The organism is Persicimonas caeni, assembly GCF_006517175.1.
Lineage (GTDB): Bacteria > Myxococcota_A > Bradymonadia > Bradymonadales > Bradymonadaceae > Persicimonas > Persicimonas caeni.
Genome location: NZ_CP041186.1, coordinates 3398183 through 3423826, shown reverse-complemented (window position 1 = coordinate 3423826; position 25644 = coordinate 3398183). Strand labels below are relative to the sequence as shown.

Annotated in this window: 19 protein-coding genes; 10 read left to right on the top strand and 9 right to left on the bottom strand. The window is 62.3% G+C overall.

What is annotated here, in order from left to right:
• The first annotated feature begins 26 nt into the window (after nt 1–26).
• Both FIV42_RS12690 and hpf read left to right on the top strand, forming a co-directional pair.
• On the top strand, nt 27–1244 hold the full coding sequence (locus tag FIV42_RS12690) for a PQQ-dependent sugar dehydrogenase (protein ID WP_141198052.1): 1218 nt from the start codon (nt 27–29) through the stop codon (nt 1242–1244).
• 224 nt (nt 1245–1468) lie between these two features.
• Complete coding sequence (gene hpf, locus FIV42_RS12685; RefSeq protein WP_141198051.1) at nt 1469–2023, top strand: ribosome hibernation-promoting factor, HPF/YfiA family; 555 nt, start codon at nt 1469–1471, stop codon at nt 2021–2023.
• 9 nt (nt 2024–2032) lie between these two features.
• Here the strand turns inward: hpf and FIV42_RS12680 are convergent, their stop codons facing one another.
• The 4 genes from FIV42_RS12680 to FIV42_RS12665 form a co-directional block, all read right to left on the bottom strand.
• On the bottom strand, nt 2033–4498 hold the full coding sequence (locus FIV42_RS12680; protein ID WP_141198050.1) for a Lon protease family protein: 2466 nt from the start codon (nt 4496–4498) through the stop codon (nt 2033–2035).
• 93 nt (nt 4499–4591) lie between these two features.
• Nucleotides 4592–5071 (bottom strand): GGDEF domain-containing protein, encoded by a 480-nt coding sequence (locus FIV42_RS12675; RefSeq protein WP_141198049.1) that lies wholly within the window; start codon nt 5069–5071, stop codon nt 4592–4594.
• A 28-nt stretch (nt 5072–5099) separates the two neighbouring features.
• A complete protein-coding gene (locus tag FIV42_RS12670; RefSeq protein WP_141198048.1) occupies nt 5100–5627 on the bottom strand; it encodes a hypothetical protein in 528 nt (175 codons plus the stop codon).
• Nucleotides 5628–5811: 184 nt separating this feature from the next.
• A complete protein-coding gene (locus tag FIV42_RS12665; protein ID WP_141198047.1) occupies nt 5812–7506 on the bottom strand; it encodes a hypothetical protein in 1695 nt (564 codons plus the stop codon).
• 788 nt (nt 7507–8294) lie between these two features.
• Between FIV42_RS12665 and FIV42_RS12660 the strand changes: the two genes are divergently transcribed.
• Nucleotides 8295–10844, top strand: a complete 2550-nt coding sequence (locus FIV42_RS12660; protein WP_141198046.1) for a 5'-nucleotidase C-terminal domain-containing protein — start codon at nt 8295–8297, stop codon at nt 10842–10844.
• An 81-nt stretch (nt 10845–10925) separates the two neighbouring features.
• Here the strand turns inward: FIV42_RS12660 and FIV42_RS12655 are convergent, their stop codons facing one another.
• Genes FIV42_RS12655 through FIV42_RS12645 form a run of 3 tightly spaced genes read right to left on the bottom strand, consistent with a single transcriptional unit; the run spans nt 10926 to nt 14565 of the window.
• Nucleotides 10926–13574, bottom strand: a complete 2649-nt coding sequence (locus FIV42_RS12655) for a PEP/pyruvate-binding domain-containing protein (RefSeq protein ID WP_168210605.1) — start codon at nt 13572–13574, stop codon at nt 10926–10928.
• Between the two features lie 7 nt (nt 13575–13581).
• A complete protein-coding gene (cutA, locus tag FIV42_RS12650; RefSeq protein ID WP_141198044.1) occupies nt 13582–13890 on the bottom strand; it encodes a divalent-cation tolerance protein CutA in 309 nt (102 codons plus the stop codon).
• A gap of 30 nt (nt 13891–13920) precedes the next feature.
• Nucleotides 13921–14565 carry a TetR/AcrR family transcriptional regulator gene (locus FIV42_RS12645; RefSeq protein WP_141198043.1) on the bottom strand — a complete coding sequence of 215 codons (645 nt, stop codon included), beginning with the start codon at nt 14563–14565 and terminating at the stop codon, nt 13921–13923.
• A gap of 153 nt (nt 14566–14718) precedes the next feature.
• Between FIV42_RS12645 and FIV42_RS12640 the strand changes: the two genes are divergently transcribed.
• The 6 genes from FIV42_RS12640 to FIV42_RS12615 all read left to right on the top strand — a co-directional run bounded on the left by FIV42_RS12640 (nt 14719) and on the right by FIV42_RS12615 (nt 22262).
• Nucleotides 14719–15321: a TetR/AcrR family transcriptional regulator gene (locus FIV42_RS12640; RefSeq protein ID WP_168210604.1), complete on the top strand. Its 603-nt coding sequence runs from the start codon at nt 14719–14721 to the stop codon at nt 15319–15321.
• A 664-nt stretch (nt 15322–15985) separates the two neighbouring features.
• On the top strand, nt 15986–17110 hold the full coding sequence (gene dnaN, locus FIV42_RS12635; RefSeq protein WP_141198041.1) for a DNA polymerase III subunit beta: 1125 nt from the start codon (nt 15986–15988) through the stop codon (nt 17108–17110).
• A 181-nt stretch (nt 17111–17291) separates the two neighbouring features.
• Complete coding sequence (gene recF / locus FIV42_RS12630) at nt 17292–18419, top strand: DNA replication/repair protein RecF (RefSeq protein ID WP_168210603.1); 1128 nt, start codon at nt 17292–17294, stop codon at nt 18417–18419.
• A gap of 3 nt (nt 18420–18422) precedes the next feature.
• Entirely contained in the window at nt 18423–19940 is a 1518-nt protein-coding gene (rlmD, locus tag FIV42_RS12625; RefSeq protein WP_168210602.1) for a 23S rRNA (uracil(1939)-C(5))-methyltransferase RlmD, read from the top strand.
• A gap of 47 nt (nt 19941–19987) precedes the next feature.
• A complete protein-coding gene (locus FIV42_RS12620; protein ID WP_141198038.1) occupies nt 19988–21145 on the top strand; it encodes a LuxE/PaaK family acyltransferase in 1158 nt (385 codons plus the stop codon).
• A complete protein-coding gene (locus FIV42_RS12615; RefSeq protein WP_141198037.1) occupies nt 21138–22262 on the top strand; it encodes an acyl-CoA reductase in 1125 nt (374 codons plus the stop codon). The genes FIV42_RS12620 and FIV42_RS12615 overlap by 8 nt, the downstream gene beginning before the upstream one ends.
• A gap of 292 nt (nt 22263–22554) precedes the next feature.
• Here FIV42_RS12615 and FIV42_RS12610 read toward each other — a convergent pair whose 3' ends face one another.
• On the bottom strand, nt 22555–23532 hold the full coding sequence (locus FIV42_RS12610; protein ID WP_141198036.1) for a transposase: 978 nt from the start codon (nt 23530–23532) through the stop codon (nt 22555–22557).
• 411 nt (nt 23533–23943) lie between these two features.
• On the opposite strand from FIV42_RS12610, the gene FIV42_RS12605 reads away from it, so the two are divergent.
• Nucleotides 23944–24399, top strand: a complete 456-nt coding sequence (locus tag FIV42_RS12605; RefSeq protein ID WP_141198035.1) for a hypothetical protein — start codon at nt 23944–23946, stop codon at nt 24397–24399.
• A 224-nt stretch (nt 24400–24623) separates the two neighbouring features.
• Here the strand turns inward: FIV42_RS12605 and FIV42_RS12600 are convergent, their stop codons facing one another.
• Nucleotides 24624–25529 carry an NUDIX hydrolase gene (locus tag FIV42_RS12600; protein WP_141198034.1) on the bottom strand — a complete coding sequence of 302 codons (906 nt, stop codon included), beginning with the start codon at nt 25527–25529 and terminating at the stop codon, nt 24624–24626.
• Nucleotides 25530–25644: the final 115 nt, after the last annotated feature.

Here is a 25644-nt window from a genome sequence, read left to right as displayed (position 1 = left end):
ATTGAACCAGAATCAAGGACACCCCAATGAACACAAAGTGCAGAATCGCGCTCATCGCCGCACTCACCCTCACCGCCTGCGAGACGCCCAACGACCAACAACCCGCCGACAATGGCGAAGCGCAAACCAACAACGCCCAGGCCGACAACAACGAAAACAACGACAACACCCCGCCCCCCAAAAACCCCGACCTCGACGAGTTCCCCAAGCTCGCTCAGATCGAGCTCCCCGAAGGCTTCCAGATCCGGATGTACGCCCCCGACGTGCCCAACGCGCGCTCGCTGGAGCTGTCGCCCAACGGGACGCTCTTCGTGGGAAACCGGAGCGGCGACAAAGTCTACGCGGTGATCGACAAGGACAACGACTACCGGGCCGACGAGGTGAAGGTGATCGCCGAGGGGATGCGCAGCCCCAACGGGGTCGCGCTGCACGAAGGGGATCTTTATGTCGCTGAAATCTCGAAGGTTTGGCGCTTCAAGGACATCGAGCAGAACCTGGACGACCCGCCCGAGCCCGAGCTCGTCTCCGATGCGTTTCCCACCGATGGCTCGCACGGCTGGAAGTTCATCAAGTTCGGGCCCGACGGGAAGCTGTACGTGCCGGTGGGCGCTCCCTGCAATATCTGCAAGCCCGACTACTCGAAGTACGCCAATATCCAGCGCATGGACCCCGACGGGTCGAACCTGGAGCTCGTCGCCAAGGGCGTGCGCAACACGGTCGGCTTCGACTGGCACCCGCAGACGAACGACCTGTGGTTCACCGACAACGGGCGCGACATGATGGGCGACAACCGCCCGCCCGACGAGCTCAACCACGTGACCGAGAAGGGGCAGCATTTCGGCTACCCGTTTTGTCACGGCGGTGACATCCCCGACCCGGAGTATGGCGACGAGGCGAGCTGCGACGAGTTCGTCGCCCCCGCCCAGAAGCTTGGCCCCCACGTGGCCGCGCTGGGCATGCGCTTTTATACCGGCGACATGTTCCCCGCCGAGTACAAGAACCAGATCTTCATCGCCGAGCACGGCTCGTGGAACCGAAGCTCGAAGATCGGCTACCGCGTCATGATGGTGCGCCTCGACGACGAGGGCAACGCCACGAGCTACGAGCCTTTCGCCACCGGCTGGCTGCAGGGCGAGTCGTCTTGGGGCCGCCCGGTCGACGTCGAGCTGATGGACGACGGCTCGATGCTCGTCTCCGACGACGCCAGCGGGACCGTCTACCGCATCGTCTACGTGGGAACATGATCATCGCAAATTTTGCGCACACCACATCTCCGCGCAGGATTTGCGATACCCGAGGAGCGGTAAACGGGGGTGGGTGCGTGTTTACGCTTGTTAGTGAGACGCCCGCGCGTTTGGCAGGGCCGTCGACGAGGTGGCCCTGTTTTTGCAGTCCGTTTCTGCGTGACTAGTCATTGTTGTGGCTGGTGCTAACGCAGATAGAATCCCAAACCACGTAGGTGAAACACATGAAAATTCCTTTGGAGCTCGCCTTTCATAATATCGACTCGTCTCCGGCTATCGAGCAGCGCGTTCGCGAGCGTGTCGATCGGTTGGAGCGCTACTTCAAGGACATCACCTCTTGCCGAGTCTCCATCGAAGCACCGCACAAGAGTCAGTACAACACCCATCATTATGAGGTGCACATCGACATCACCGTGCCGGGCAACGAGATCGTGGTCTCCCACGATCCCAAGCCCGAGCTCAACGACCACGACGATGTCTACGTGGCCATTCGCGACGCGTTCAACACCGCCGAGCGTCGGCTGAAGACCTACGCCGGCAAGCTTCGCGAGTCGCGCAAGGTCGAAGGACGCACCGAGCCGCCTCGTGGCGTGATCGCCAAACTGTTCCCCGAGGACGGCTACGGCTTTTTGGAGTCGCCCGACGGCCGCGAGATCTATTTTCACCAAAACGCGGTGGTGAACCAGGACTTCGAAGAGCTCGAGATCGGCGTGAACGTGATGTTCGCCGAGGAGATGGGCGACAAAGGCCCGCAGGCTAGCACCGTGCGGGTCGTCTGACGCTCACGATCAGTCTTCATCCGGACGATGAAAACGGCGCACGCGGCGTGCGAATCCCTCGAGGGTTCGAGCGACGCGTGCGTTGATCGTTTCTTGGGGGTAGTCGCCTTCGTCGTCGCGCTCGCCGGCCTCGACGCCGGTCAAGAGCTGCATCGCCTCGTCGACGCTGCGCACCGCGTAGATATGAAATTGGCCTTCGGAGACCGCGTTAACGACCTCCTCGCGCAGCATCAGGTGCTTGACGTTCGACGCAGGGATGATCGCCCCCTGATCGCCGGTCAGCCCGCGCTGTTTGCAGATGTCGAAGAAGCCCTCGATCTTCTCGTTGACCCCACCGATGGCCTGCACACGGCCCTGCTGATTGATCGAGCCGGTGAGCGCCAGGTCCTGGCGAAGGGGCGCGTCGGACAGCTCGGACAGCAGCGCGCACGTCTCGGCGAGTGAAGCGCTGTCGCCGTCGATGCCCCCGTAGGTCTGCTCGAAGACGAGGCTGGCGGTCAGAGACAGCGGCATCTTTTTGCCAAACCGACTCCCCAAGAATCCACCCAGGATGAGCACGCCCTTGGAGTGGATGGGACCGCCCAACTCGGACTCGCGCTCGATGTCGACGAGCTCCCCTTTGCCCAACCGCGCGCTGGCGGTGATGCGATGGGGGCGCCCGAAGGCGAACCGGCCGATGGAGAGCACCGACAAGCCGTTGACCTGCCCGACGACGCTGCCCTCGGTGTCGATGAGCAGGGTCTCGCGCTCGATCTGCTCTTCGAGGCGTTCTTTGACTCGACCGGCGCGACGCTCCTGCGCGTCGATCGCCTGCTGGACGTCGTCGCAGCCGATCACCTCGTGGCCGTTTTGCTCCGCCCAGTAATTGGCCTCGCGCACCAGGTCACGGATGCTCTCGCTGTGGGTCGACAGCTTGTCGCGATCCCCGGCGAGCCGGGCAGCGCGCTCGAGCACCTGCGCCATGGCCGGCGGGTCGAGCGGCGCGCAATCGTTCTCGCGTGAGAAGGCCGCGACGAGCTTGGCATAACTCTGCAGGTTGCCCTCGCGCGGCATCGCCTCGTTGAAGTCGGCAGCAACCTTGAACAGCTCGCCGAACTCGTGGTCCATCTGGTCGAGCTTGTAATACAGCTCGCGCTCGCCCAGCAGGATGACCTTGACGCTCAGGTCGATCGGCTCGGGATCGAGGGTGACGGTGCGCGCCATGCCCATGACCTGCTTGGCCGACTCGATGTGGATCTGCTCGCTGAACAGCGCGCGCTTGAGCTGCTCGTAGCTCAGCGGGTTCATCAAAAGCTTGCGCGCGTCGATGATGAGGTAGCCGCCGTTGGCGCGGTGCAACGCGCCGGGCTGGATCAAGTTGAAGTCGGTGACCAGCGCGCCGTACTGCGCGAGGTGCTCGATCTGGCCGAGCAGCCGATCGAGGGTGGGATCGTCTTCGTAGATCACCGGCGCGCCGTCGACCTGCGAGTTGTCGACGAGCACATTGACCATGTAGCGGCGAAACGAAATCTTCTTGGCCTGGGCGGACTCGTCTTCACCCTGCGACTGCTCCGGCGCGGCGCCAAGCGCGCCCGCCTCGCCGTCGGGCGCCAAGCTGACCATACGCGCATGCTCGGCGCGCTTGGCGAGCACGAAATACTCGGCGTGGTCGACGATGTCCTCTTTGACGTCGCCCAGGTAGTCGACGACCTCGTCGAGCTCGGCATACTTGTCGCAAAGCTCGCCGATGGGGGCTTCGACGACCGTCTTGGCGACCTCCTCGCGCAACTCCTTGAGCTTCTCGCGGCGCTCGCGCTCCCATCTGGGCGCGCTCTGCAGCTCTTTGCGAAACATCTCCTCGAGCTCTTCGACCGCCTCTTCGGCGCGCTCGCGCTGCTCTTCGGTGAGCTGGTCGCTCTGGTCGGGCGGAATGACCTCGCCGTCGACTACCGGCGCAAACCCGATACCCTCGGGCGTGCGCAGCAACTGGATATCGCGCGACTCGGCGACCTCTTCGAGTTGGGTGAGCGCCTCTTGCTGCTTCTGGCGAAACTCCTGGTTAATCGCGTTGTGGCGAGACTGGTAGTCCTCGCTCTCGAAGGCCGCCGGGATCGCGCCCTTGAGGTCCTCGATGAGGTTCTCCATGTCCTCGGACAACTCCATCCCGCGCCCGGCGGGCATCAGAAGCTTGCACGGCTGGCGCTCCTTCTCGAAGTTCTGCACGTAGCACAGATCCGGCGGGCTCGGCTTTTGATGGGCGGTCTGCTTGAGAAAGTGGCGCACGATCTCGTGCTTGCCGGTGCCCATCGGCCCCAGCGCAAAGAGGTTGTAGCCCGACCCCTCGATGCCGATGCCGAACTCGATGGCCTCGACGGCACGCTCTTGGCCAATGATATCCTCGAGTGCGTCGAGCTGATCGCTGGTGTCGAAGTCGAAGGCGTCGGCGTCGCATTGCCAACGGAGCGCTTGGGGCGGCAGGGATTCGAAGGAGTTCATAGGACCTCTGAGGGAAGACATCACAGCCAATTCTTGGTTTCACGTCAAACTTAGCACGAGTAAACCAATTGCTAGATCTTCTCCTCTCAGAGGTCAGCTCGACGCCCGACTCGAGATCTCTTCGAGCGTCGAGTGGTCTTCACTGCCGTGGTAGATGTCGACGCCCGACGGGTGGTGGAAGCAGACGCGGTTTCGCCCGACCTCTTTGGCGTGATACAGCGCCTCGTCACTGGCCGAAATCAAAGATTCGGGGCTGCCGGTGTGGGTGACCGGCCACGAAGCGACGCCAAAGCTGGCCGTCACGCTGACCACCTGGTTGCCCATGCGCACCTCGGTCGTTTCGATACGCCGGCGCAGCCGCTCGGCGACCACGCAAGCGTCCTCGAGGCCGGTGCCGGGGGCGACGATCAAGAACTCCTCGCCGCCGTAGCGACAGGCAACCTCGCTGGAGCGCACGTTTCGGTTGAGTTCGGCGGCGACCACGCGCAGCACCTCGTCACCCATGTCGTGGCCGTAGGTATCGTTAAAGCTCTTGAAGTGATCGACGTCGAGCAGGATTGTCGACAGGGGCACCCCGTGGCGAAGCGAGCGCGAGAACTCCTCACCGAGTCGACGGGTGCCGACCCGCCTCGCTAACCCGCTCGAGGGTCGACAACAACCGCCGGCTCAGCTCGTCGAGGTTGGTGGTGTCGCCCAGCTCACTCAACGCGTCCTGGCGAGCCCATTCGGTGCGCAGCCGATCGACGGTGGCGGCGTAGAGCGCGTTGCATCCCCGGGCGATACGCCCCAGATCGTCGCTCGTGGTGACTTCGAACGGCGAGCTATCCTCGAGAAGCTCGCGACGGGCCTCGTCCACCTCGCCGAGCCGCTCGATGACCTCGTCGATCTCTTTGGCCATCCGGCGGGTCTGACGCGAGATGACCATCCGAAACAAGATGAAGTTCGCGCTCCCCACCTGCAGGCCGGCCAGCACCGACAACCCGATGAAGCTCGGAGAAAACGCCTTTTCGGACTCTAGCACCAGGTACGAGAAGAACGGCATACCTAGGCCGACGATGAGGCCGAACCCGAGCATGGCGAACATCAACGCGCGCACGAGGCTGCGGCGGGGACGAGCTTGTACTGACATGATGGAAAAGACCTGGCCCGGGAGCATCAAACAATAAAAATATGTCGCTTATGAGTATCAACACTCCCGTGCATCGACACGTGGGCAGGTCTCTTTTAACGAGAATTGCAAATAACGAGAATTGGAAAGCCCCGGCCACCGGCCGGGGCTTTCCATCAAACGAAGAGAGGAGAGAGGGTGGGGCTCAAGCTCCGACCGGCTCCTCATCACCGACCGGCTCCGAGGGCGGCTCGGTCTCCCCTTCGGCGCGTGCGAGCGTTGGGCGGATGCGTTCGGCCAAGTCGTGGCGGCCGGCGAGGTCGTACAGCGCGCTTAGTGCAGCGGCAGTGCCGCGAAAGATGTGCAGCCATTCGGCGACGATTTTGTCACGATGCGCGCGGGCTTCGTCCACCTCGCGGATCTCAGTATCGACCTCCTCGAGCACACCGCCCAGAGAATCGGCCGTGGGGCGCAGCGCGGCGACGACTGCCGATGTCTCATAGCTGTTGCCGAAGGAGTCTCGACCCGTTTGGGGCTGCGCCTCCATCAGGTTGATCGTGTTCTTGAGCGCCGCGGCCAACCCATCGGCGGTCGTGGGCGGCGTCGCAGCCAGTGCGTAGCTATCGACCGCCTGCTCGCCGAATGCACGGTGAACCAAATCGCGCGCTTCGTAGTACTGGCTGCGACCGGTCTCCAAAAACCCGTCGCGCGCCTCCCGCACCGAATTATCGTCGGCCAACTCGGCCGACACGGCCAACTCGGCGCCTTCCATCTGGTCCGTCTTCTTTTCGAGTCGCCGCGTCAACAAGTGGAGCGTGGTATCCATCGCCGCGGCGTCATGCGCATCACCGTTTTCGGCGAACTCGGCATACTCTTGGATCAGCTGGCTCGCGATGGCCGCGCCGTGAACCCGCGCCGATGCGAGGACGTAGCGTGCCCAGGCGATACGATTGCTCATTTGCTTGCTCAAATCCGACATGATGCCCCTCCATACATACATCTGTTTCGGTAAACGAGTGCGCGCCACCAATGACGCGCCTTTCCCAACTTGATTGTCGAAACGTTGCCCCACGATAGCGGAACTGAAATTGTCTGTCACGACAAAGGCGGTGCGCGTGGGCAGCACGCCTTCCGGAAATCCGGAAAGGCCGATTGCCGAGCCGGGACGCCTTCCGGAAATCCGGAAAGGCCGATTGCCGAGCCGGGACGCCTTCCGGAAATCCGGAAAGGCCGATTGCCGAGCCGGGACGCCTTCCGGAAATCCGGAAAGGCCGATTGCCGAGCCGGGACGCCTTCTGGAAATCCGGAAAGGCCGATTGCCGAGCCGGGACGCCTCTTTGCAGACAGGAAGCGGCCGATTGCCGAGCCGGGACGCCTCTTTGCAGACAGGAAGCGGCCGATTGCCGAGCCGGGACGCCTCTTTACAGACAGAAGAGGCCGATTTCTGGGCGAGAGCACCCTCCATAAAACAGATATTGGTCGATTGCTCGGCGCGGCGACGTTCCCGGCCGCACAGTAGCAATCTTTCCGAGCGCGGCGGCGTTCCCGGCCGCACAGCAGCAATCTTTCCAAGCGCGGCGGCGTTCCCGGCCGCACAGCAGCAATCTTTCCGAGCGCGGCGGCGTTCCCGGCCGCACAGCAGCAATCTTTCCGAGCGCGGCGGCGTTCCCGGCCGCACAGCAGCAATCTTTCCGAGCGCGGCGGCGTTCCCGGCCGCACAGCAGCGAACTTTCCGAGCGCGGCGGCGTCTCTGTTCTGCAAGCGACGATACTTGCGAGAGCGGCACCATAGTTAAAACATTTTTGGCGCATAATGCCGTCCAAAAAGCGCACCGGTGCGTCTGCCGACAGAATTCGCCGGCATGGGCGTTTCGGTTTTTCTTGTGATGTCGACAGGTCAACGGGCTAGGCCCGCCCCGTTTTGAAGCCACCTCGGATAGGTCATACGCTGAGCGCATGCCCACCCCGACGCCACGACCTTACTAGCTACATCGACGCCGCTGCGGCACTCCCATGGCACAGGCCCATCTTCACGCCACATCGTAAACATCGACGTATCAACAAGCCCGCACCGGGCAAATCCGACAACCCCGCCACTGCACAAAGACGAAGCTGCCGGCTCGGCCTCCGCCGAGCGCGTCGAAGATGTACAGGCCGACATCCCATCGAAGATACGCTCGCTACGAAAGCTCTGTTTTGCGGATCGGGAAACCGTTCCGCCGCAGATCAGGTTCTGCTCGACAACTCCGGACCGAGCCGAGGCGAGGGGATTCGGTGCAGATTCGGATGCCGTCTGACGCAGGCGATGCGGAGCATCGTCGAGGACAGACGGCGCCGAAGATGCACGAATCAACCGCCTTCGGCGACGGGAGTGAGTTGTCGAACAGAACCTTCTGAGCCCAACCGGCTCAGCCACCAGCGTGTGAGCCAAGACTAACAACGACCCACCCGCCCGTTTCAAATTTGTGGGGAAACTCGTGGCCACGATACATCCACCCCTCATTACGGTTTTCGGCAAAAATTGAAAATCGTTGCGTACTTTTTGCCAAGATCGGGCCGTGGCGACCCGCAAGGGGCGATCTTTTCTGTTCCGCTGAAAAGGTGATGGAGGACTCAGGCGGGCTGCAGTTGACTTTGCCGATCGAGCATGAATCTTTGAGTCGACTTGGATTCGTGTGCCGAGAAATGAATGCAGTTCAGGTGTTTTATGCGTCTCGTCGTGGTTTGCTTGCTCGCCTTTTTATATGCGCCGTCCGCCTTCGCCCAGGCTGCTCCCTCGGACGCCCCCGACCCCGCCGCGTCCGAAGAGACGGCCGAGCAACCGCCGGCCGTCGCCACGCCGTCGACCGAGTCGGTCGAACCGGCCGACACCACCCGCACCCTGTCGTTTTTCCTGCTCGGCAACCTCGACGGTCGCCTGGTCGATATCGACTGCCGGCGCGAGGCGCCGGTTGATGACAAGGGGTTGCATTACGCGCGCCAGGCCGCGCTCTACAACCGACTCGTAACCGAGGCGAAGACGACCGCCGAGAAACCGATCGCGCTGAACCTGGGCGACTCGACCTTTCCCGGCGCGCTCGCCCGCTACTTGCTGACAAGCGCCGAGGGCGCGGTCGACTTCGCGGCCACGCTCGACCAAATCCCGTACACCGCCCACGCGCTGGGCGACGCCGAACTCGGCATGGAGCGCGCGCAGCTGCTCAACTTCATCGAGGGCGCCACGCCCCCCAAGCTGCCCCTGCAGGCGGCCAATATCATGTGTAACGAGGAGGGCGGCGCCGAGGCTATCTGCGAGGCGGTGGGCACCGGGCCGAATCGCAAGCCCTGGCAGGTCGTCGAACGCGACGGGTTGAAGCTGGGCGTCGTCACCGCCATCGACCCCGACGTGACCAAGTCCATTGCCAAGGAACGCGCCGCCGGCCTCGACTTCGCCGATCCCAAGGAGGTGCTGCCGAAGGTCATCGAGAAGCTCGAGCAGCAAGCCGGCGTCGACATGGTCGTGGTGCTGTACCACATGACCGGTGACGCCTCGAAAGACGACGCCATCGAACTCGCCTCGACGGTGCGAGGCATCGACGTGCTCTTCACCAATAGGTTGATGCACAGTCCCAAAAACCCCGAAGACACCGCCACCAACGGCCACGTGGTCGCACCGGTGACCGGCACCTACATCGTAGGCGCCAACACCGCCCACACCTCGGCGGTGACCGTCGATCTGAACCTCGAGCGCGCGGCCGAGGACGAGCCCTGGCGCGCGGTGAGCATCGACTCGCGCACCCGGCAAACCGCGCCCCTCGAGCCCGACGCGCAAACTGCGAAGATGCTTCGCGACCTCGCCGGGCTCTACTGCGAGGACTGGAGCAAGCCCATCAACCCGAGGCTCGCACTCGTCCACCCCTTTAGTGACGAGGACTTGAAGACGTTCATCCTCAACGTCATGCGCTTTTCAACCGACGCCGAAGTCGCCCTGGTCAACGAACAGACCTTCGTGCAGACGGATGTCTTCCCCATCGAAAAGGAGCTGTCGCTGGCGGATATCTTCACCTTCGTGCCCTACAACAACAAGTTGGTCACCGTGGAGGTGCCCGGCAGTCTGCTCGCCGAGCTCGGCAAGAGGCTCGACGGGCCGCTGGTCGCGGCGGGTTTGACGAAAAAGGGAGACAAGGTGCTGGTCAACGGCCGGCCCATCCAGACCGGGCGCTCGTATCGGGTGGCCACCCACGCCTTTTTGGCGACGGGCGGCGACGACATCCTGCCGCAGGATAAGATCGAGGACCTGCGTGTGTTCGATCCGGCCTGGTCCGATGAGCCGCCCACGATCGGCACCCTGGTCGCCGAAGTGGTGCGCACCGCCGACCTTCCCGACGACGCTGAGACGGTCGATCAGCTCGACCCAGAAGCGAGCTTTCCGGACCTGTATCGCAAGTTTTTGTGGACCTACACCGGCGCCATCAACGCCTCTTTCAATAAGGTCAGCGTCGACAATCCGGTGGGCGCCGACGGCGAGCCGTCGTACGACCAGTCGCAGCTCAACGTGAACTCGACCACCCAGATCAACTTGGAGGGGAACGGCGAGGTCAAGGCGAACAGCCGCAACCACGGCTGGGAGAATCGCCTGCTTGTCCAGTACGCCCAGGCGCGCGTGGCCCCCGACCCCAACGGCCCCCTGGCCGACGACTTCGAAGAGACCAAAGACCTGATCCGATTGCGCAGCACCTACCAGTACGCCGGCTTCCGCGCCAACGCCGGCGGCGAGTGGTACGTGCCGATGCCCTTCGCCGAAATGCAGCTCGAAAGTGAGTTCAGCAAGCCCAAGGAGCGCGACTGGCACAAAGTCGAGCTGACCGGCATCGGCGGCGCCAAATTCCAGCTCTTCGAGCCGCTCGAGATCAAGCTCGGCGCCAACGCCCGCCGCGACATCAACCAGCCCGACGGCGAGACGACCTACGGTCTGAACGCCGGCTACACCTTCAACCGCACCGACCTCATCGACCTGCTCGGCAAGCCGATTCAATTCGAGAGCGAGCTCGAGTACTTCTACAACGACATCGGCGCCAGCAATATCCAGGAGCTACGCAACACCAACCGGCTCTACTTCGCCGTGATCGACCAGCTCTTCTTCACCACCACCTTCCAGGCATTCCTGTACCGCACCGACGAAGTCGGCGAGTTCGGCTCGAACACCGAGCTGACGGTGGGCTTGAATTATCTGTGGGACGAGACGGTGCAGTCGTTCTAAGCCGTTGCGGAGCGGGGCCTTGGCCCCTGCGGAGCCAGCGTCGGTGCAGCCCCAGGGCTTGCCCTGGGATGAACCCCCGCATCAGAACGATCGCTCGCGAATGTAGACCACGCCCCGATCTCCATCGACGGTGATCAGATCACCGGTATTGATGGTGTCGACCGCGCCGTGGGCGTTGACCACGGTGGGGATGCCGTACTCTCTGGCGACGATGCACGAGTGGCTCAGGGGGCCGCCCAGGCCCATGACGACGCCCGAGGCGGTCAAGAAGAGCGGCGTCCAGCCCACGTCGGTGTAGGGGGCGACCAAGATTTCGCCCGGCTCGATGGAGGCGTCGTCGTTCGGGTCGGTGATGACGCGGGCGCGTCCGGTCACTTTGCCGGCGCTTCCGGGCAAACCGTGCAGCTCGTCGACGCGGTGCAGACTGTTGTCCGACCGGCTCGATTCGGGTGCGCGACGCTTGCGGTACTCGTCTTCGTCAACGATCTCGCTTCCCTCGAGCACGAACGTGCTCGGTGGGTCGGCCAGCTCGGCCAGCGAGTCGTGCAGCGCGCGGCGCACCAGCACGCGGGTGGCGAAGTCGTCGGCGGTGCTGACGTCGGCGAGCCAGTCGCGCAGCTCGTCGTAGCGCAGGTAGAAGACGTCTTCGGGCTGGCGCAGCGCGTCTTGGAGCACCAGGCGTCGGCCGCACTCCAAAAAGTAGCGCCGGTACATGTCGAGGCTGTCGACCACTCGGGCGCGCATGAACTCGCGCAGCTTGACGTTGGAGCGGGTAAACTCGAGCAGCGCGCGAAAGACCGACTCGAGGCCGACCGGAAAGGTGCGGCCCACGAGTTGGTCGGCGAGCTTGCGGGTGCGCTCGCGCTCTCGCTGCAACTCGCGCTCGGTCGGCAGGTGCGGCGCGCGGATATAGCTGCGGACCACCTCGAACAAAAAGTGGGTGTCCTCTCGCCAGCGCGGCGTGGCCAGCTCGGCCTCGCGCGGGGCACGGTGGCCGTGGCGGCGGCGGAACCGGTCGAGCTCATCCATGAAGACGTCGACGTCGTCGTGGCCACGAAGGCTTTCGAGTTCGGTGAGCACGTCGGCCGGCGGCGTATTGCTGATGACCCGGCGAAGCCTGCGCGAGCGGCGCGCCAGCCGACCCAGGTTGAGCAGGTCGAGGCCGGGGGCGGCGCTGTCGACCTCGAGCGCGCTCACCAGCTCCTTTTCACTCTTGGCCGCTTTGGGTCCGCCCCAAAGCTTCAAGAGCTCGCGCATGACGACGTAGCTCATCAAGAAGTTCGAGCTGCACGCCAACATGACTAGCCCGGTGCGGTCGAAGAGACTGTCGACCCCGTCGAGCTGACGCGAAAACTCCAGGTGATTGAGCCTGCTCAAGTCGCGCTGGAAAAAGGCGTCTCGGCGCACCTCGAAGTACTTGCCCCACATCGGAGCGAGCACGGGCATCGACAGCTGCGAGGCGACGACCCGCACCGCGGTGACCGGCAGTTTGGCCAGAAACTTCACCGGGCTTTTGCTCTCGTAGATGCCGCGCACCAGGTCGACCCCGCCGCCGCCGGCCATCTCGAAGAGCGTGTCCGGGCTTAAAATCGGAATGGCGCTGGCCACGCTCATGAACTGCGACAAGTTCAGGTACACCCGGCCGCGAAACGAGCCCACCAGCTCGTAGTCCTCGGGCACCGTCAATCCCAGCGAGCCGAAGGCCTGCTCGAAGCCGCGGCGGCTGAAGTTGCGGATGATGCTCCAGGTCAGCGGCGTGGCCACCCCCGGAAGCGCCTCTCCGACGTTGACGTTGGTCCACACCGACGGCTGTTGGGCCTCGCCGAATTGGGTGATGGGGCGCGCCTGCAGCAAGAAGAGCTTGCCACGAATGCCACTTTCGGCCTCGGCGCGCGACTGGGGCGCGTACGCCCATTCGACGTCCTGCGGATGGTCGAAGAGCTCGTCGAGCCGGCGCGCGCAGGCGGCGAGTTCGTCGAGCTGAGCTGAGTCGAGCACGCCACCTTCTTCGGCCCCATGCGAGTCGGCCCCGTGTGAGCCGACTTCATGACGCTCGACGTAGCCGGTCTTTTTCTCGAGGTAGTAAGTGTCTGCCGCCCCACCGCCAACCACGGTGGTGCCCAGCCCGCTGGCGGCGTTGATGACCAGCCGAGTCGGATCGGCAGTCACCGGATTTTGGGTGAACATCACCCCGGCGGCACTCGGCGAAACCATGCGCTGGACGACGACCGCCATGGGGCGGGGCTCCAGGTCGACCTTGAGCTGGTTTCGGTACAACAGGCCTTGGACGTCGTAGAGGCTGGCCCACACATGGCGTACGGCCTGAACGACCTCTTCGGGCGTCTCGACCTCGAGCACCGTGGCCTGTTGACCGGCGAAGCTGTGCGCCAAAGTGTCTTCTTCGAGCGCCGAGGAGCGCACCGCCCACAGTGGGGCGCCGATGGCGTCCATGCGTGCCGAGATTTCGTCGAATAGCCCGTCAGGAAGCGGCGCCTCCAAGATCTGCGCGCGCAACTCGTCCAAGCTGCTCGCGTGTTTGACGCAGCGGGCGACCACCCGCTCGAAGGCGTCGGTCAGAATGCAGAAGGCGCGCGGCACCGTAAACCCGTGGCGCACGAGCCTGTGCAGCCCGTCGGCCTTGCCGCCCACGCGTGCCTGGGGCCAGTCGCTCGCCCCGACGCGCACCGTGTAATGGTAGTCGATATCGGCCGCTGGAGTTGTTTCGACCACAGAATGCTCAGCTCGTTTGTTCATGTGCCCAGCGAGCGTAAGAGTCGAGTACATCGTCGGTGTTCAGCGCGATGATCTCGGGCACGTCATAGGAGTGCAGCTCTTCGAGGCGCTCCTTCATGGCGTGATATCGCTTGTCAGTCGTCTTGATGAGCAGCGTGTGCTCCTCTTCTTCACACAGCTCGTTCTGCCAGACGTAGCAGCTGGTGATCGACGGCAGGATATTGACGCAGGCTGCCAGCCGCTCCTCGATGAGCGTTCGCGCCAGCTCTTTCGATTCATTAGGACTGCAGTTGCACAACACGACACGTAGCATGGTGGGTCCTGCTGTTTTGGAAGGTATTGCTCACTCGATATCTCGGGTCGTCCCCGACAGATAGTAGACGACAAGATTGTCGACGACCTCTTCGGCCGGTACGTCCTCGAGCTGGCCGTGGACCACGTATTCTTTGATGACCCGCTCGACCATCCCAATGGTCATGCTGCTGAGCACCCGGAAGTTCATCTTTGCGATGAGCCCGCGCTCGTGCAGGATCCGGTTGAAGCTGGTCAGCATCGCGAGCAACGTCTCGTAGAACTCGCGAATGAGCGTCTGGAGTTCCTGATTGACCGCCTGGGACTCGCGAAAAAAGATACCCGTCATCTCGCGGTTTTCCATGAGCACGTCGGTCAACAACAGTCCGACGCGCTTCAGGTCGCTCCCCAGCGCCTCGCGCGTGTCCAGATCCGAGGGCTCCCAGGCGGCGATCGTGCTGACGACCAGCTCCAAGAAGTCCTCGAGAATCTCGCCGAAGATCTGCTCTTTCCCCTCGAAATAGAGGTAGAAGGTCCCCTGAGCCACCCCGACTTCTTTGACAATCTGGGAGACTTTGGCTGCGTGATAGCCATGCTCGGAGAACACCTTGATAGCCGCCTGTTTGATCTCGTCGCGGCGGTCCTCACGGCGCTGTTCACGCTTGCTGAGTTTTCCGTCTGAGTCACTCGTGCTCATGATTGCTACTGCAATAAAGGGAAGCGCAATTTTGGGTGCAGGGTACGCGCGGAGTGGGGTGATTGCAACGCCACAAGACCCTTGACGGCGATCGCGACCTATGTGAGTGAATACTCACGTAGTTTCCGACGTGCACCTGCCAGGAGCCAGACCGTGTCGACCAAACGACTGCCGGCCAAAGAACGTAAGAAGCAGATCTTGCGAAGCGCCATCCGTGTCTTCGCCCGCTCGACCTATCACGGAGCGACCACCAAGAGCATCAGCGAGGAAGCCGGGGTCACCGAGGCGCTCATCTACCGCTATTTCGGTAGCAAGCGCGCCCTGTTCACCGAGGCGGTCCAGCTGACCTCCGACCGACTGGTCAACGGCCTGGAAGAAGCCCTCGACAGCCACCGCGACAATCCGGTCAAGGCGATCACCGAGTGCTTCAAGTACTATGTGCACCTGCTCGAGAAGCACGAGGATTTCGCCAAGATGATCTTTTTGGTCCTCTCCGAGCTCGACCAAGAGGATATCCGCGAGACCTACCTTCCCTATCAAGAGCGCGCGCTCAAAGCGATCGCCTCGGCCATCGACCACTGGAAGGACCGCGGCTTCGTCCCCAACTTCGTCGACACCAAGACGGCCGCGTGGCTCTTCTTCGGCACCTACCTGATTCTGGCCCTGGTCAAGCAGACGACCGGCGGTATTCCGATGGATACGTCGTATGCCATTCAGTTGGCGCGGGCGTTTGTGTCGGGGCGTGACAAGGACTGAGCGCCCTTGCTTTCCGGGGAGTCCCCTCCGCCTCGCGGACTACGCGAGGCACCTCCCCAAGGCCTGTACTGCGGCCAGGGGAGGAGGATCGCATGTTGAAACACTTTCCTTTCCTGCACTCCCCCTCCCCGCGTGTTTTCCAGCGCAAGGGGAGGTGTCGGCGAAGCGTAGCTGAGCCGACGGAGGGGCCCTACCAACAAGCAAGGGATTCCAAAACCCAACAAAACCTCTCCCCCGATCGCCCATTTCACCCCATTTCTCCCCGTATTTACCTCTTCCTTGCCCATTCTAACCCTTCGTAGCCTGTGGAAAACCCTGTGCAAAACCCTGTGATCCTGTGGGGGAAAACTCTGTGATCACGACTGGGGAAAAAGAGCGCGGGGTTTGATCACATTTGTCCCACATTGTAGCACACACCGATCTGTGATCGTTTCGACCGAGGGATCTCAGTCACTTACGGGGGTTTTCCACATTTCCACAGCCCCTACTAATACGACTGTAATAAAGAAACGAAGGGAACCTGAGTTATAAAAACAACGCCGTAGCGCGTCGTGGATTTGTCACGTTTCATCTTCGCTTGCACTCGAAGCCAAGCTATGTTGGATTAACGGGGTCAACAGACTGCAGAAGTTCAAGAGACTGCAGAACAAGTGGAGTGGTTCGCATGAAAATTCGTATTTCCCCTCAGGCGCTGACCGAGGAGCTTTACAAGCTACAGGGCGTCGTCAGCCAACGCAGCACGCTCGCCATCCTGTCGAACGCGTTGCTCGAAGCCAAAGGCGACCGACTGACGCTCCACGCCACCGACCTGGATACCTCCATCTCGACGTCCTGCGAGTGTGAAGTGCTCGAGGAAGGCAGTGTGACGCTTCAGGCCAAGAGCCTGTTCGACATCGTCAAGAACCTCGAGGATGACAGTCTCGAGCTCGAGACCGAGGAGAATTACTGGGCGAACCTGCAGTCGGGCAACGTCGCCTGCCGCATCGTCGGCACGCACCCCGACGACTTCCCTCAGATCTTGGACACCAGCGAAGTCGACCTGTACCCCATTGGCACCGACGTGCTGCTGGACATGATCGACAAGACGTTGTTCAGCGTGTCGACCGACGACGCTCGCGCCAACCTGACGGGCGCTTTCTTCCGCGTCACCACCGAGGACACGTTGTTGATGGTGTCGACCGACGGTCACCGCCTGTCGAAGATCGAGACCAGCCCCGAGGAATTCACCCCCGGCGACAACACCCCGCAGGCGCTTCGCGACGGCATCATCATTCCGCGCAAAGGTCTCTCCGAGCTCAAGCGTATCATCGACCCCAAGGGCGCCGAGCTGAGCTTCGGCCTGGTCGAGAACAGCGTGGTCTTCAAATCGGGGCCGATGTCGATGTCGGTGCGCCTCATCGAGGGCACCTTCCCCGACTTCACCCAGGTGCTGCCCAAAGAGAGCGACCAGAAGGCGTTCGTCAGCAAGGACATGTTCACCCAGTCGCTCAAATTCGTGAGCCTCTTCGCCAGCCCCAAGACGCACAACGTGCGTTTGGCTCTGGGCGAGGGTGGCCTCGAGCTGTACGCCAGCGACCCCGACAGCGGTGAGGGCCGAAAGACCATCCCGGCCGACTACGCCGGCCAGCCGGTCAAAGCGGGCTACAACTACCGCTACCTGATCGACGTGCTCAACGTGCTCGACAGTGAGCAAGTCTCCATCGAGATCATCGACACGCTGTCGCCCACGCTGGTGCGCGACCCGAATAACGACGACGTGTTGTTCGTTGTCATGCCGATGCGTCTGTGACCTTTGAACTGCAGGGGTTTGGGGTCTGGGGGTTTAGGGGTCTTGGATAAAAGAGATAGCGAAGCGGTCCGATCGGAATGATCGTGGCCGCTTACGCGTATCTGAAGACCTCTTCTGGATGGCGCATCAGCGCATCCGCGGCCTAAACCCCCAAACCCCCAGCCCCCTAAATCCCCACCAAATGCTGTTAGAAGCCCTCAGACTCCAAGACTTCCGCAACCTCGAGCATGTCGAGCTCGAGCCTCACCCGCGGTTCAACATCCTAGCCGGCGAAAACGGCCAGGGGAAAACGAACCTCCTCGAAGCGGTGTATCTGTTGAGCGCGGTGAAGAGCTTTCGGCCGCAGACCAACGCCGACCTCATCCGTTTTGGCGAAGATGGCGCCACGCTCGAGGCGAGGGTCGACCGCGGCGGCTCCGAGCGTATCGTGCGCCTGGAGGTGAGCGGCCGGGGCAAAAAGATCTTTTTGAACGACAATCCGGTGCGCCAGCTGTCGGACTTTTTCGGCACGGTCAACGTGGTGATGTTCGGCCCCGAAGACATCGCTATTCTGAAGGGGTCGCCCTCGGAGCGGCGCCGGTTCATCGACCGGGCGATCTTCAACGCGCTGCCGGCGTTTGCGACCGAAACGCAGCACTACGAGGACGTGCTCGGGCAGCGAAATGCGCTACTCAAGGACCACTCGCCCGACCAGTCGCTGCTGAATGTCTACGACGAGCAGCTCATCCAGTACGGTGCTCGGATCATCGAGCGTAGGCTCAAGTTCTTGAGCCACTTTCGACCCATCATGCAGCGCACCTTTCGAGCGATTTTCGACGAAGCGTTCGAAGCGGATATCCACTACCACATGAAGTGGTCGGACCGGGATGACCTGACCGAAGCCGACCTCGACAGTCGCCTGGCCATCGAACGGGTGTTGCAGGAGGGACTCGAGCGCACCCGGCGAGACGAGCGCATGCGCGGCTACACGCTCATCGGCCCGCACCGCGACGATTTGAAGACGACCCTCAACGGCCGCGACGTCAAGACCTACGCCAGCCAGGGCCAGCACCGAGCCTTCGTGCTCGCCATGAAGATTGCCGAGATCACCCACCTCGAGGAGCGCTATCACTTCGCGCCGATTTTGCTGCTGGACGACGTCTCCAGCGAGCTCGACCGCGAGCGCAACCGCTTTCTCTTTGACTTCTTGCGAAGCCGCATGGAAGGACAGGTGTTCATTACGACCACTCACCGCGACTACATCTTGTTGGACGAGGATGTGCAGACGTATCGCGTAAGTAGTGGAGAAATCGAGGCGATCACGGATTAAATGATGACTCAGCAACGCCCCCATTTGCCCCATAGCCCGCGCCACGGCGAGACCTTCGAACTCGAGATCGACGGTCTGTCGCTCAAAGGGCTCGGCACGGCTGCGTTTCCGTGTGTCGTCGGCCCTCAAGAGGAGTCGAAGGACTACACCATGCAGGTGCGCAAGGCCGTGCCCGGCGACCGGGTGCGTGTGTCGGTCGAACGGCGTAAAAAGCGCACGATCACCGCGCGGATCGACGAGATTCTGGAGCCGTCGCCGATGCGCATCGAGCCGCGCTGCAAGCATTTCGGCCGACGTGAGGTTCGCGGGGAGGGGTGCGGCGGTTGCACCTTGCAGTTGATGTCGTACCGCCACCAATTGGCCAACAAAGAGCGCATCATCAAGGGGTTGATGCAGGGGCGCGGTGTCGACCCCGGCCACGTCATGCCCATCATCGGCCAAGACGAGCCGTGGTACTACCGAAACAAGATGGAGTTTAGCTTCGGGGACACCGCCGACCGCGAGTTCGCGCTGGGGCTGTATCCGAAGGGCTATCGCTACGAGGTCTTGAACCTCGACGAGTGCTATCTGCAGTCGGAATTCGTCTCCGAGTTTCTGCCCAAGGTTCGACAGTGGGCCATCGAACGCGGCCTCGCGCCGTATCAGGGCAACAAGGACGAGGGCTTTTTGCGCACGCTGACCATTCGCGAGGGAAAGCGAACCGGCGAGCGTATGATCGAGCTGACGACGACCCACGACGAGACGGCGTTATGCGACGGAAAAGAGATGGCCGCTGCAGATATCGCCCAGATGTTTTGCGGCTTCGTCGTCTTTGCGTGCGAGCAGATGGGAGAGTCGGTCAGCTCGCTGTACTGGACGCAGCACCGCGCCGTGCGCGGCGAGCCGACGCGCTTCATCGAGCATCACCTGTACGGAAGCCCCGTGCTCGTCGAGCAGATGCATTTGCCGGATGACCAGGTGCTGTCATTCGAGATTCACCCGCGCGCCTTCTTCCAGCCGAACACGCTGCAGGCCGAGGTGCTCTATGCACAGGTCCTCGAGAAGACGGGACTGCGAGATGCTGAGCGCGGCAAGGCGCGAGTGCTCGATCTGTACTGTGGCACCGGAACCATCGGGCTGTGCATGGCCCCGTACGCCAAGCATGTGGTGGGCATCGAGCTGCAGCCGGACGCGGTCGACAACGCGCGGCAAAACGCCGGGCAAAACGGCATCGACAACGTGACCTTCTTTGCCGGCGACGTCGGTGACGTGTTGAGCCAGGACGATTTCAAGAAGGCCGCGGGAGCCGTTGATATCGTGGTGGTAGATCCGCCGCGCGCGGGTTTGTTGCCTGAGGCGCGCGAGCAACTCAAGCAGATCGACGCGCCGCGGCTCGTCTACGTGTCGTGCAATCCGAAGGCGCTCGCCCGCGACCTGGCCGAGCTGTGCGAGTTTGGTTACACGATCGAGACGATCCAGCCGGTCGACATGTTCCCGCACACGTATCACGTGGAGAACGTGGCCCTCTTGGAGAAAGCCTAGACGTCGCAAGTCATGGCGTCTCGGGCCGAGACACTTGAATCAATCTTATGAGCCACAACGAAGCAAAATACCAAATCATCGACGCCATTGATGTTTGGAACCCCATCGATGGTCCGCTCGAGTGGTCCGACGAGACGTTTACGCAGCTCGCCCGGGAGATTTTCCGAACTCAATTCGAAGGCAATATCCCGTACCGAAGCTTTTGCGAAAAGCGTGGTGTCGAGCCGGGTTCAATTCGAAGCTACCGGGATATCCCGGCGGTGCCGACCGACGTCTTCAAGCACGTCAGGCTGACGACGGCCGACGAGCCGGTGCGCACATTTCGCACCAGCGGGACAACCCTGGGTGAGCGTGGCGAGCATCATTTTGGGACGCTGGAGGTCTACAAGGCGTCCCTGTTCGGGCCGTTCGAGCGGTTTTGTGTGCCCGATGCCGACGAGATTCGGATGCTCGTAGTGGCGCCGTCGGGCTCGGATCTGCCCGACAGCAGTTTGTCATTCATGCTCGACGAGCTTCTGGAGCGGTTCGGCGACGCCCAGAGCGGCTATTTCGTGCACAAAACGGACGACGGCAGCTTGGAGATGGCGTTCGATGCGCTGGTCGAGGCGCTCGACGAGGCCGAACGAGACGGCGTGGTGACGATGTTGTTGGGCACGGCGTTCGGGTTCGCCGAGTTTTTCGACGCGACCGACAAGGCGTGGCAGCTCGCGGATGGTTCGCGCGTCATGGAGACGGGCGGATTCAAGGGGAAGACGCGCGAGATTTCGCGCGACGAGCTCTACGAGATGTTCGAGACGCGCCTGGGCGTTCCGCAAGTGCGCTGTGTGAGCGAGTACAGCATGACGGAATTGTCGAGCCAAGCTTACTCCGACGACCTTTTCAAAAATCTGCAACACGGTGTCAGACACCGTGTTGGAGGCGCAAATCATGGTGTCAGACACCGTGTTGGCGTGCTCCAAACCCCCCCATGGGCGCGTGTCGAGATCGTCGACCCGCTGAGCTTCGAGCCCATTGAAGAGCCACGTACCGAGGGCCTGATTCGCTGGTACGACCTCGCCAATACGGAGAGCGTCATCGTCGTGCAGACGAGCGATCTAGGCGTACTCGTCGAAGGCGGCGGCTTTCTGTTGCACGGCCGCGCCCCGCAGGCTCAGCTTCGAGGCTGCAGCCTCACCATTGAAGAAATCGTTTCTGCGAATGAATGATCTCCGACAGTTCATCGACAGACTCTTCGGTGAATTCGACCGGACGGTCGAAGCGGTGGTAGCCGACGGGTGGCCCGAACCGATGGTGCGCGCCGGGTTCGAGCTACATCGCCAGACGTGGGACGTCGATGCGCTCGAGGCGGCCATTCGAGCCGAGCTGGCAGGATTTGGCGGGGTCGCTGCGCTCGACGATTTTGTCGAGGATGCGGCTGGAAGACGACTCAAGCTAGAGCGGCCCGCGAACATCGTGCATATATGGCCGGCGCTGCCGGGCGCAGGACTGACGCCTGTCTTATTTGGTGCGAGTTTGGGCGTGCCGCAGGGCATTCGCCCGTCGAGCCGCGGTCGGCACTTCGCCGAGCACGTGGCCAGTATCTGGCCCGATGACGTCGCGCCACTGCGGCTGTTGGTGTCCGACGATGAGTGGAGAGCTGCCGAGGTTGTTGTTGTGAGCGGCAGCGACCAAACCGTCGCTGAGGTGCGCCGTCAGGTACGCGGCGCGCGGGTTATTGGCTACGGGCATCGGGTCAGCTTTGCGGTCGTTGTCGACGGCTCAGAGGTCGAGTTGGGTGAGACCGCGGCAGCGGTTGCCACAGACGCGCTCATGTGGAACCAGACGGGCTGTTTTTCAGCGCGCGGAGTGATGTTTTGCGGCTCCGAGGAGCGCCTAGAAGTGTTCGGAGAGTTGTTGGGCGACGCGATTACCGCCGAAGAGAAGCGCCTGGGCGCAGGTGGGTTTGGGGCCGGAGAGTTGGCGGCACGGGTGCAAGCTAGGGGCGTCGCCGAGTTCACCTCGGAGATTTGGGGCGATTCAATCGGTTGGGCGCAGCGTGTGGACGGGCCGTTCAACGGCGAGCGCGTGGCCGCGAACGTGGTCACCTTACATCGCGTCGAGTCGCTCGCGGAGCTGCCGCAGGCCGTAGTTGTACCGCGCGGGCAACTGCAGGGCGCCGCACTCGCCGCACCGGCGACGGTACGCGACGAGTGGGCCGAAGCGTTGGCCCAGCTTGGTGTCACCCGCATATGTCGGCCAGGCGAGCTGCAGGCGCCGCCTGCCGGCTGGTTGCACGACGGGCAGCCGAATGTTCTCGGATGGTTGCGCATCGTGACGTGCTGACCCCCCTGAAAAATGATGGGCGAGATGGTGTCAGACACCATGTGAGGTAGTTCTGGTGCGGCTCTCAGCGGGGTTTGGCCGTCGTTGACGTCCCTAAATTCGTCAGTTTGACGACGACCTTCGCCTCGATAGACGCTGGGCTCGAGTCGAACGGCGGTCGACCGGCTCCTGAGCAGAAATCTGTGGTGGAGCGCGAGGTTGTGAGCATACTTCGGCAGCTTCACGACACGTGTTTCGAGAGCAGGCGGGGTACGATGGCTATGACTTCTGGGATGGACGACGAGACGTCGTCTCAGGACCGCAGTTGCGGCACGGTCATGTTGAACTCACCTTTGCGACCGTAGCAAAACTGATGGCCGGGCGGGATCGTGCCTTCGGGGAATTCGATGCGGTTGACCGGGGTCTTGCCTTTGCGCCACTTTCCGACTGCTTTTCGGTAGTCGTCGGTCACGTCCCAGCGCTGCTGGCGATACTCCTCGCGCTGCTGGAGGTCACCGCCGTGGCACAGCGGGCGCGGCGCCTTCTTCGGGTTTCTGGGGCGGCTCGACCACTTTTGAGCGAGCACCTTCTTTCTTCCCAGGCACGGTCGACAGCGCTTCTTGGCCAGCTCGCCGGCGTGCTTGTGGCACTCTTCTCGCATCTTCTGGTGGTAGGCCTCGTCGTCCATGTCCTCCCACTTCGGCAGCTTGGCCAGCTCCAGCGGGTAGCGCACCGTGGCCATCTCGATGAGTTCTGCCTCGGTCTTGTCCTCGTTCTTCTTCTTTCGCTTCTCGCGCCAGTACGTCTCACGGTCGACCACCTCGCCCACCAGTGGCTCACCGTTGTCGTGGATCTGCCAGGAGCACAGCCCCGGCCATTTCTTCGGATGGCTCACCAGGTCCGACTCACAGGGATTACACAAGGTATAGCGAAGCCGATCGATCATCGCGTCGTCGTCGAGCACCTTGGTGGCGGTGTAACGGCGCTCCCAGAAGGTGCCTGTGCGGCCGCGAAGCGCGTTCATTTTGCGGGCGAGCTGGCTCTGGAAGTCGCGCATGAACAGGTGAAGTTGCAGCGATTTACAGCGCGCCAGGATGTGGAAGTGGTTGGACATGAAGCAAAACGCAAAGATCTCGACCCCGTAGATCCAGGCATATTTGGCCAGAAGCCCCAGGATGATCTTGTTGACGACCTCGTCGGCGTCGGGCGAGAGCCCGTGGAATTGGTGCTGGGTGCGGTTCACAATCTCGTAGATCGCGTCTTTCTCTTGCTGCCTGAGCGGGTGTCCCATCTGCCAGTCTCCGTGGGTGAAGGTTCATCGACAGCCCTCAATACGGTTTTCGGCAGAATTGCCCGAATCGTTGCGTGATTAGGTGATTTTTCTTGTGGGGCAGCAGGCTGATCGGGTTCGCGAGATCGCGCTCAAAGGCGCATGAGAGCTGGACAACATGGTGTCTGACACCGTGTTGGGGGTGGGGCGAGATCGGGGGGGGATTTCTGTTTCCACATCCGTTCCCTTACACCCAGTTCTCAGCAATTTGCCCACCCGCTGGACACCTAACCGTCAACTTGGTTGACACTTCCCCACTCTCCCCCCTCTCAGCGTCTATGCACGAGGCGATCAGTGCTGGCGCAAGACTTGCTCTTTCGTAGTGGGCGACGGCGCGGCAAGTGGCTGCGCTACTGCTCGAGGAGGTCACCCATGACGGAATTCAAGTTCAATGATCGACCAATCGCCATCTTCTTTGCCATCGTGGGCGTCTTGGGAACTCTGCCGGCGCTTTACGGGCTCTGGATAGCTGGGGCAGTCACGATGGGAGTCGTGAGCAGCTTGGTCGCCGGCCGCGGCGCGACCGAGCTCGTCCACCTGGTCATCTCACTCGGCTTCATCTCGGTCACCCTCTTCGGCTTCTGGCTGCTGCTGCAGTACGTTCGGCGCGCGCTAGGGCGAGAGGCGTCAGTCTCTAAGGCCAAGCTCTGGAGGCTCTCTGCGGTCGACAACACTATCTATTTTACAGCCAGTTTTGCCGTCGTCGGGATAAACAGCGGAGGTGGGTGGATGGGAATCGCTTCGATTCTCTGGTTCACGCTGCTCTTTAGTTTGTCGATCAGTGCCGCCGTCTTCGCGGCTGACGAGCAGCGGGCATTGGAGGCGTGACTCTGGAGGACGCGTCAGGTGGCAACGGTGCCACGTATCGTCATTTTTTGGCCGAACATGGTGTCTGACACCGTGTTAGGGGCACAGAACATGGTGTCTGACACCGTGTTAGAGGTGGACCGGAAAGCGCGGTGTTCCGACATCATCTTACGAAGGCCGTGCTGAGAGATGAGATCGTGCTCAAATGCGCATGAAACTTGGACAACACGGTGTCTGACACCGTGTTAGGGGTGGTTTTGGGGCACTACCCGCCACAGGCCCACATTCTCGGCGACCATCCGCGTCACCCCGTCGTCTACTGGCTCGGCCATCGCATACTCTGCATCGTCGGCCGGAAACTCGTCGTCGCCCGGCAAGAAGAGCCAGATGTGCTCGTCGCGCTGCTCCATATGCGGCAGGATCGTCGGCGGGTCGTGGTCGAGCGCCCACTCGAAGGCGGCCTCGGCCGACTCGAATTCGGCCAGCTGCTGCAGCGTGCGCAGTGTGGGCGGGGCGAGCATAAACTCGCCGGCCTGGTTCTGTGCGACGGCGTCGGCGGGGCGGATCCACGCCGACGCCGTCGTCTCGCGCTTGTCATGCAACGGCCGCTGGCTGTCGGGGGCGATCGCCACAAAGAAGCGCGCGTCGAACCGCCGCGGCTCGACGTAGGGCGTGATCCAGTGGGCGAAATAGCCCAGCCGGTCGAGCGGGAACACCAGACTCTCGCGCTCGGCGACCTCGCTCAACGAGATGTCCCCCTCCATGAGCTGCTTGCGGTACACGCGAAACCTCTCGGCGACCTCCTCGTCGCTGGTCAGGTCGATGAGGTCGTCTTCACCGGCGCGCCGCGCCAATAAGATGCCTGCCTCCTCGAAGGTCTCACGGATGCCCGCCAAGAAAAGCCCCAGCGCCGTCGACGGGTCGACCTCTTCGGCCAGCCGCTCGCGCGCTTGTTTCGGTGTCAGTCCCTCGACATGCCTCGCGGCCACCTCGGTGCTGTCGGCCGCGTCGAGCTTGCCACCCGGGTAGACATACCGATTCGCCATGAACTGACTCTTGGAGTGACGCCGCACCATAAAGACCTCGAAGCCCCTGGCGGCCTCACGCAGGATGATGATCGTAGCGGCGTCAGTGACGGAACTTGCGGACATGGCGTTTGTCTCTGTTTGTGACGACTTGAATGATCTTGCGCTCAATTCGTTGTATAAGTACCGAGCCAGGACAAGACAAAGATCCTCTGGAGCCCACTATGCATCGCTCGAAGCC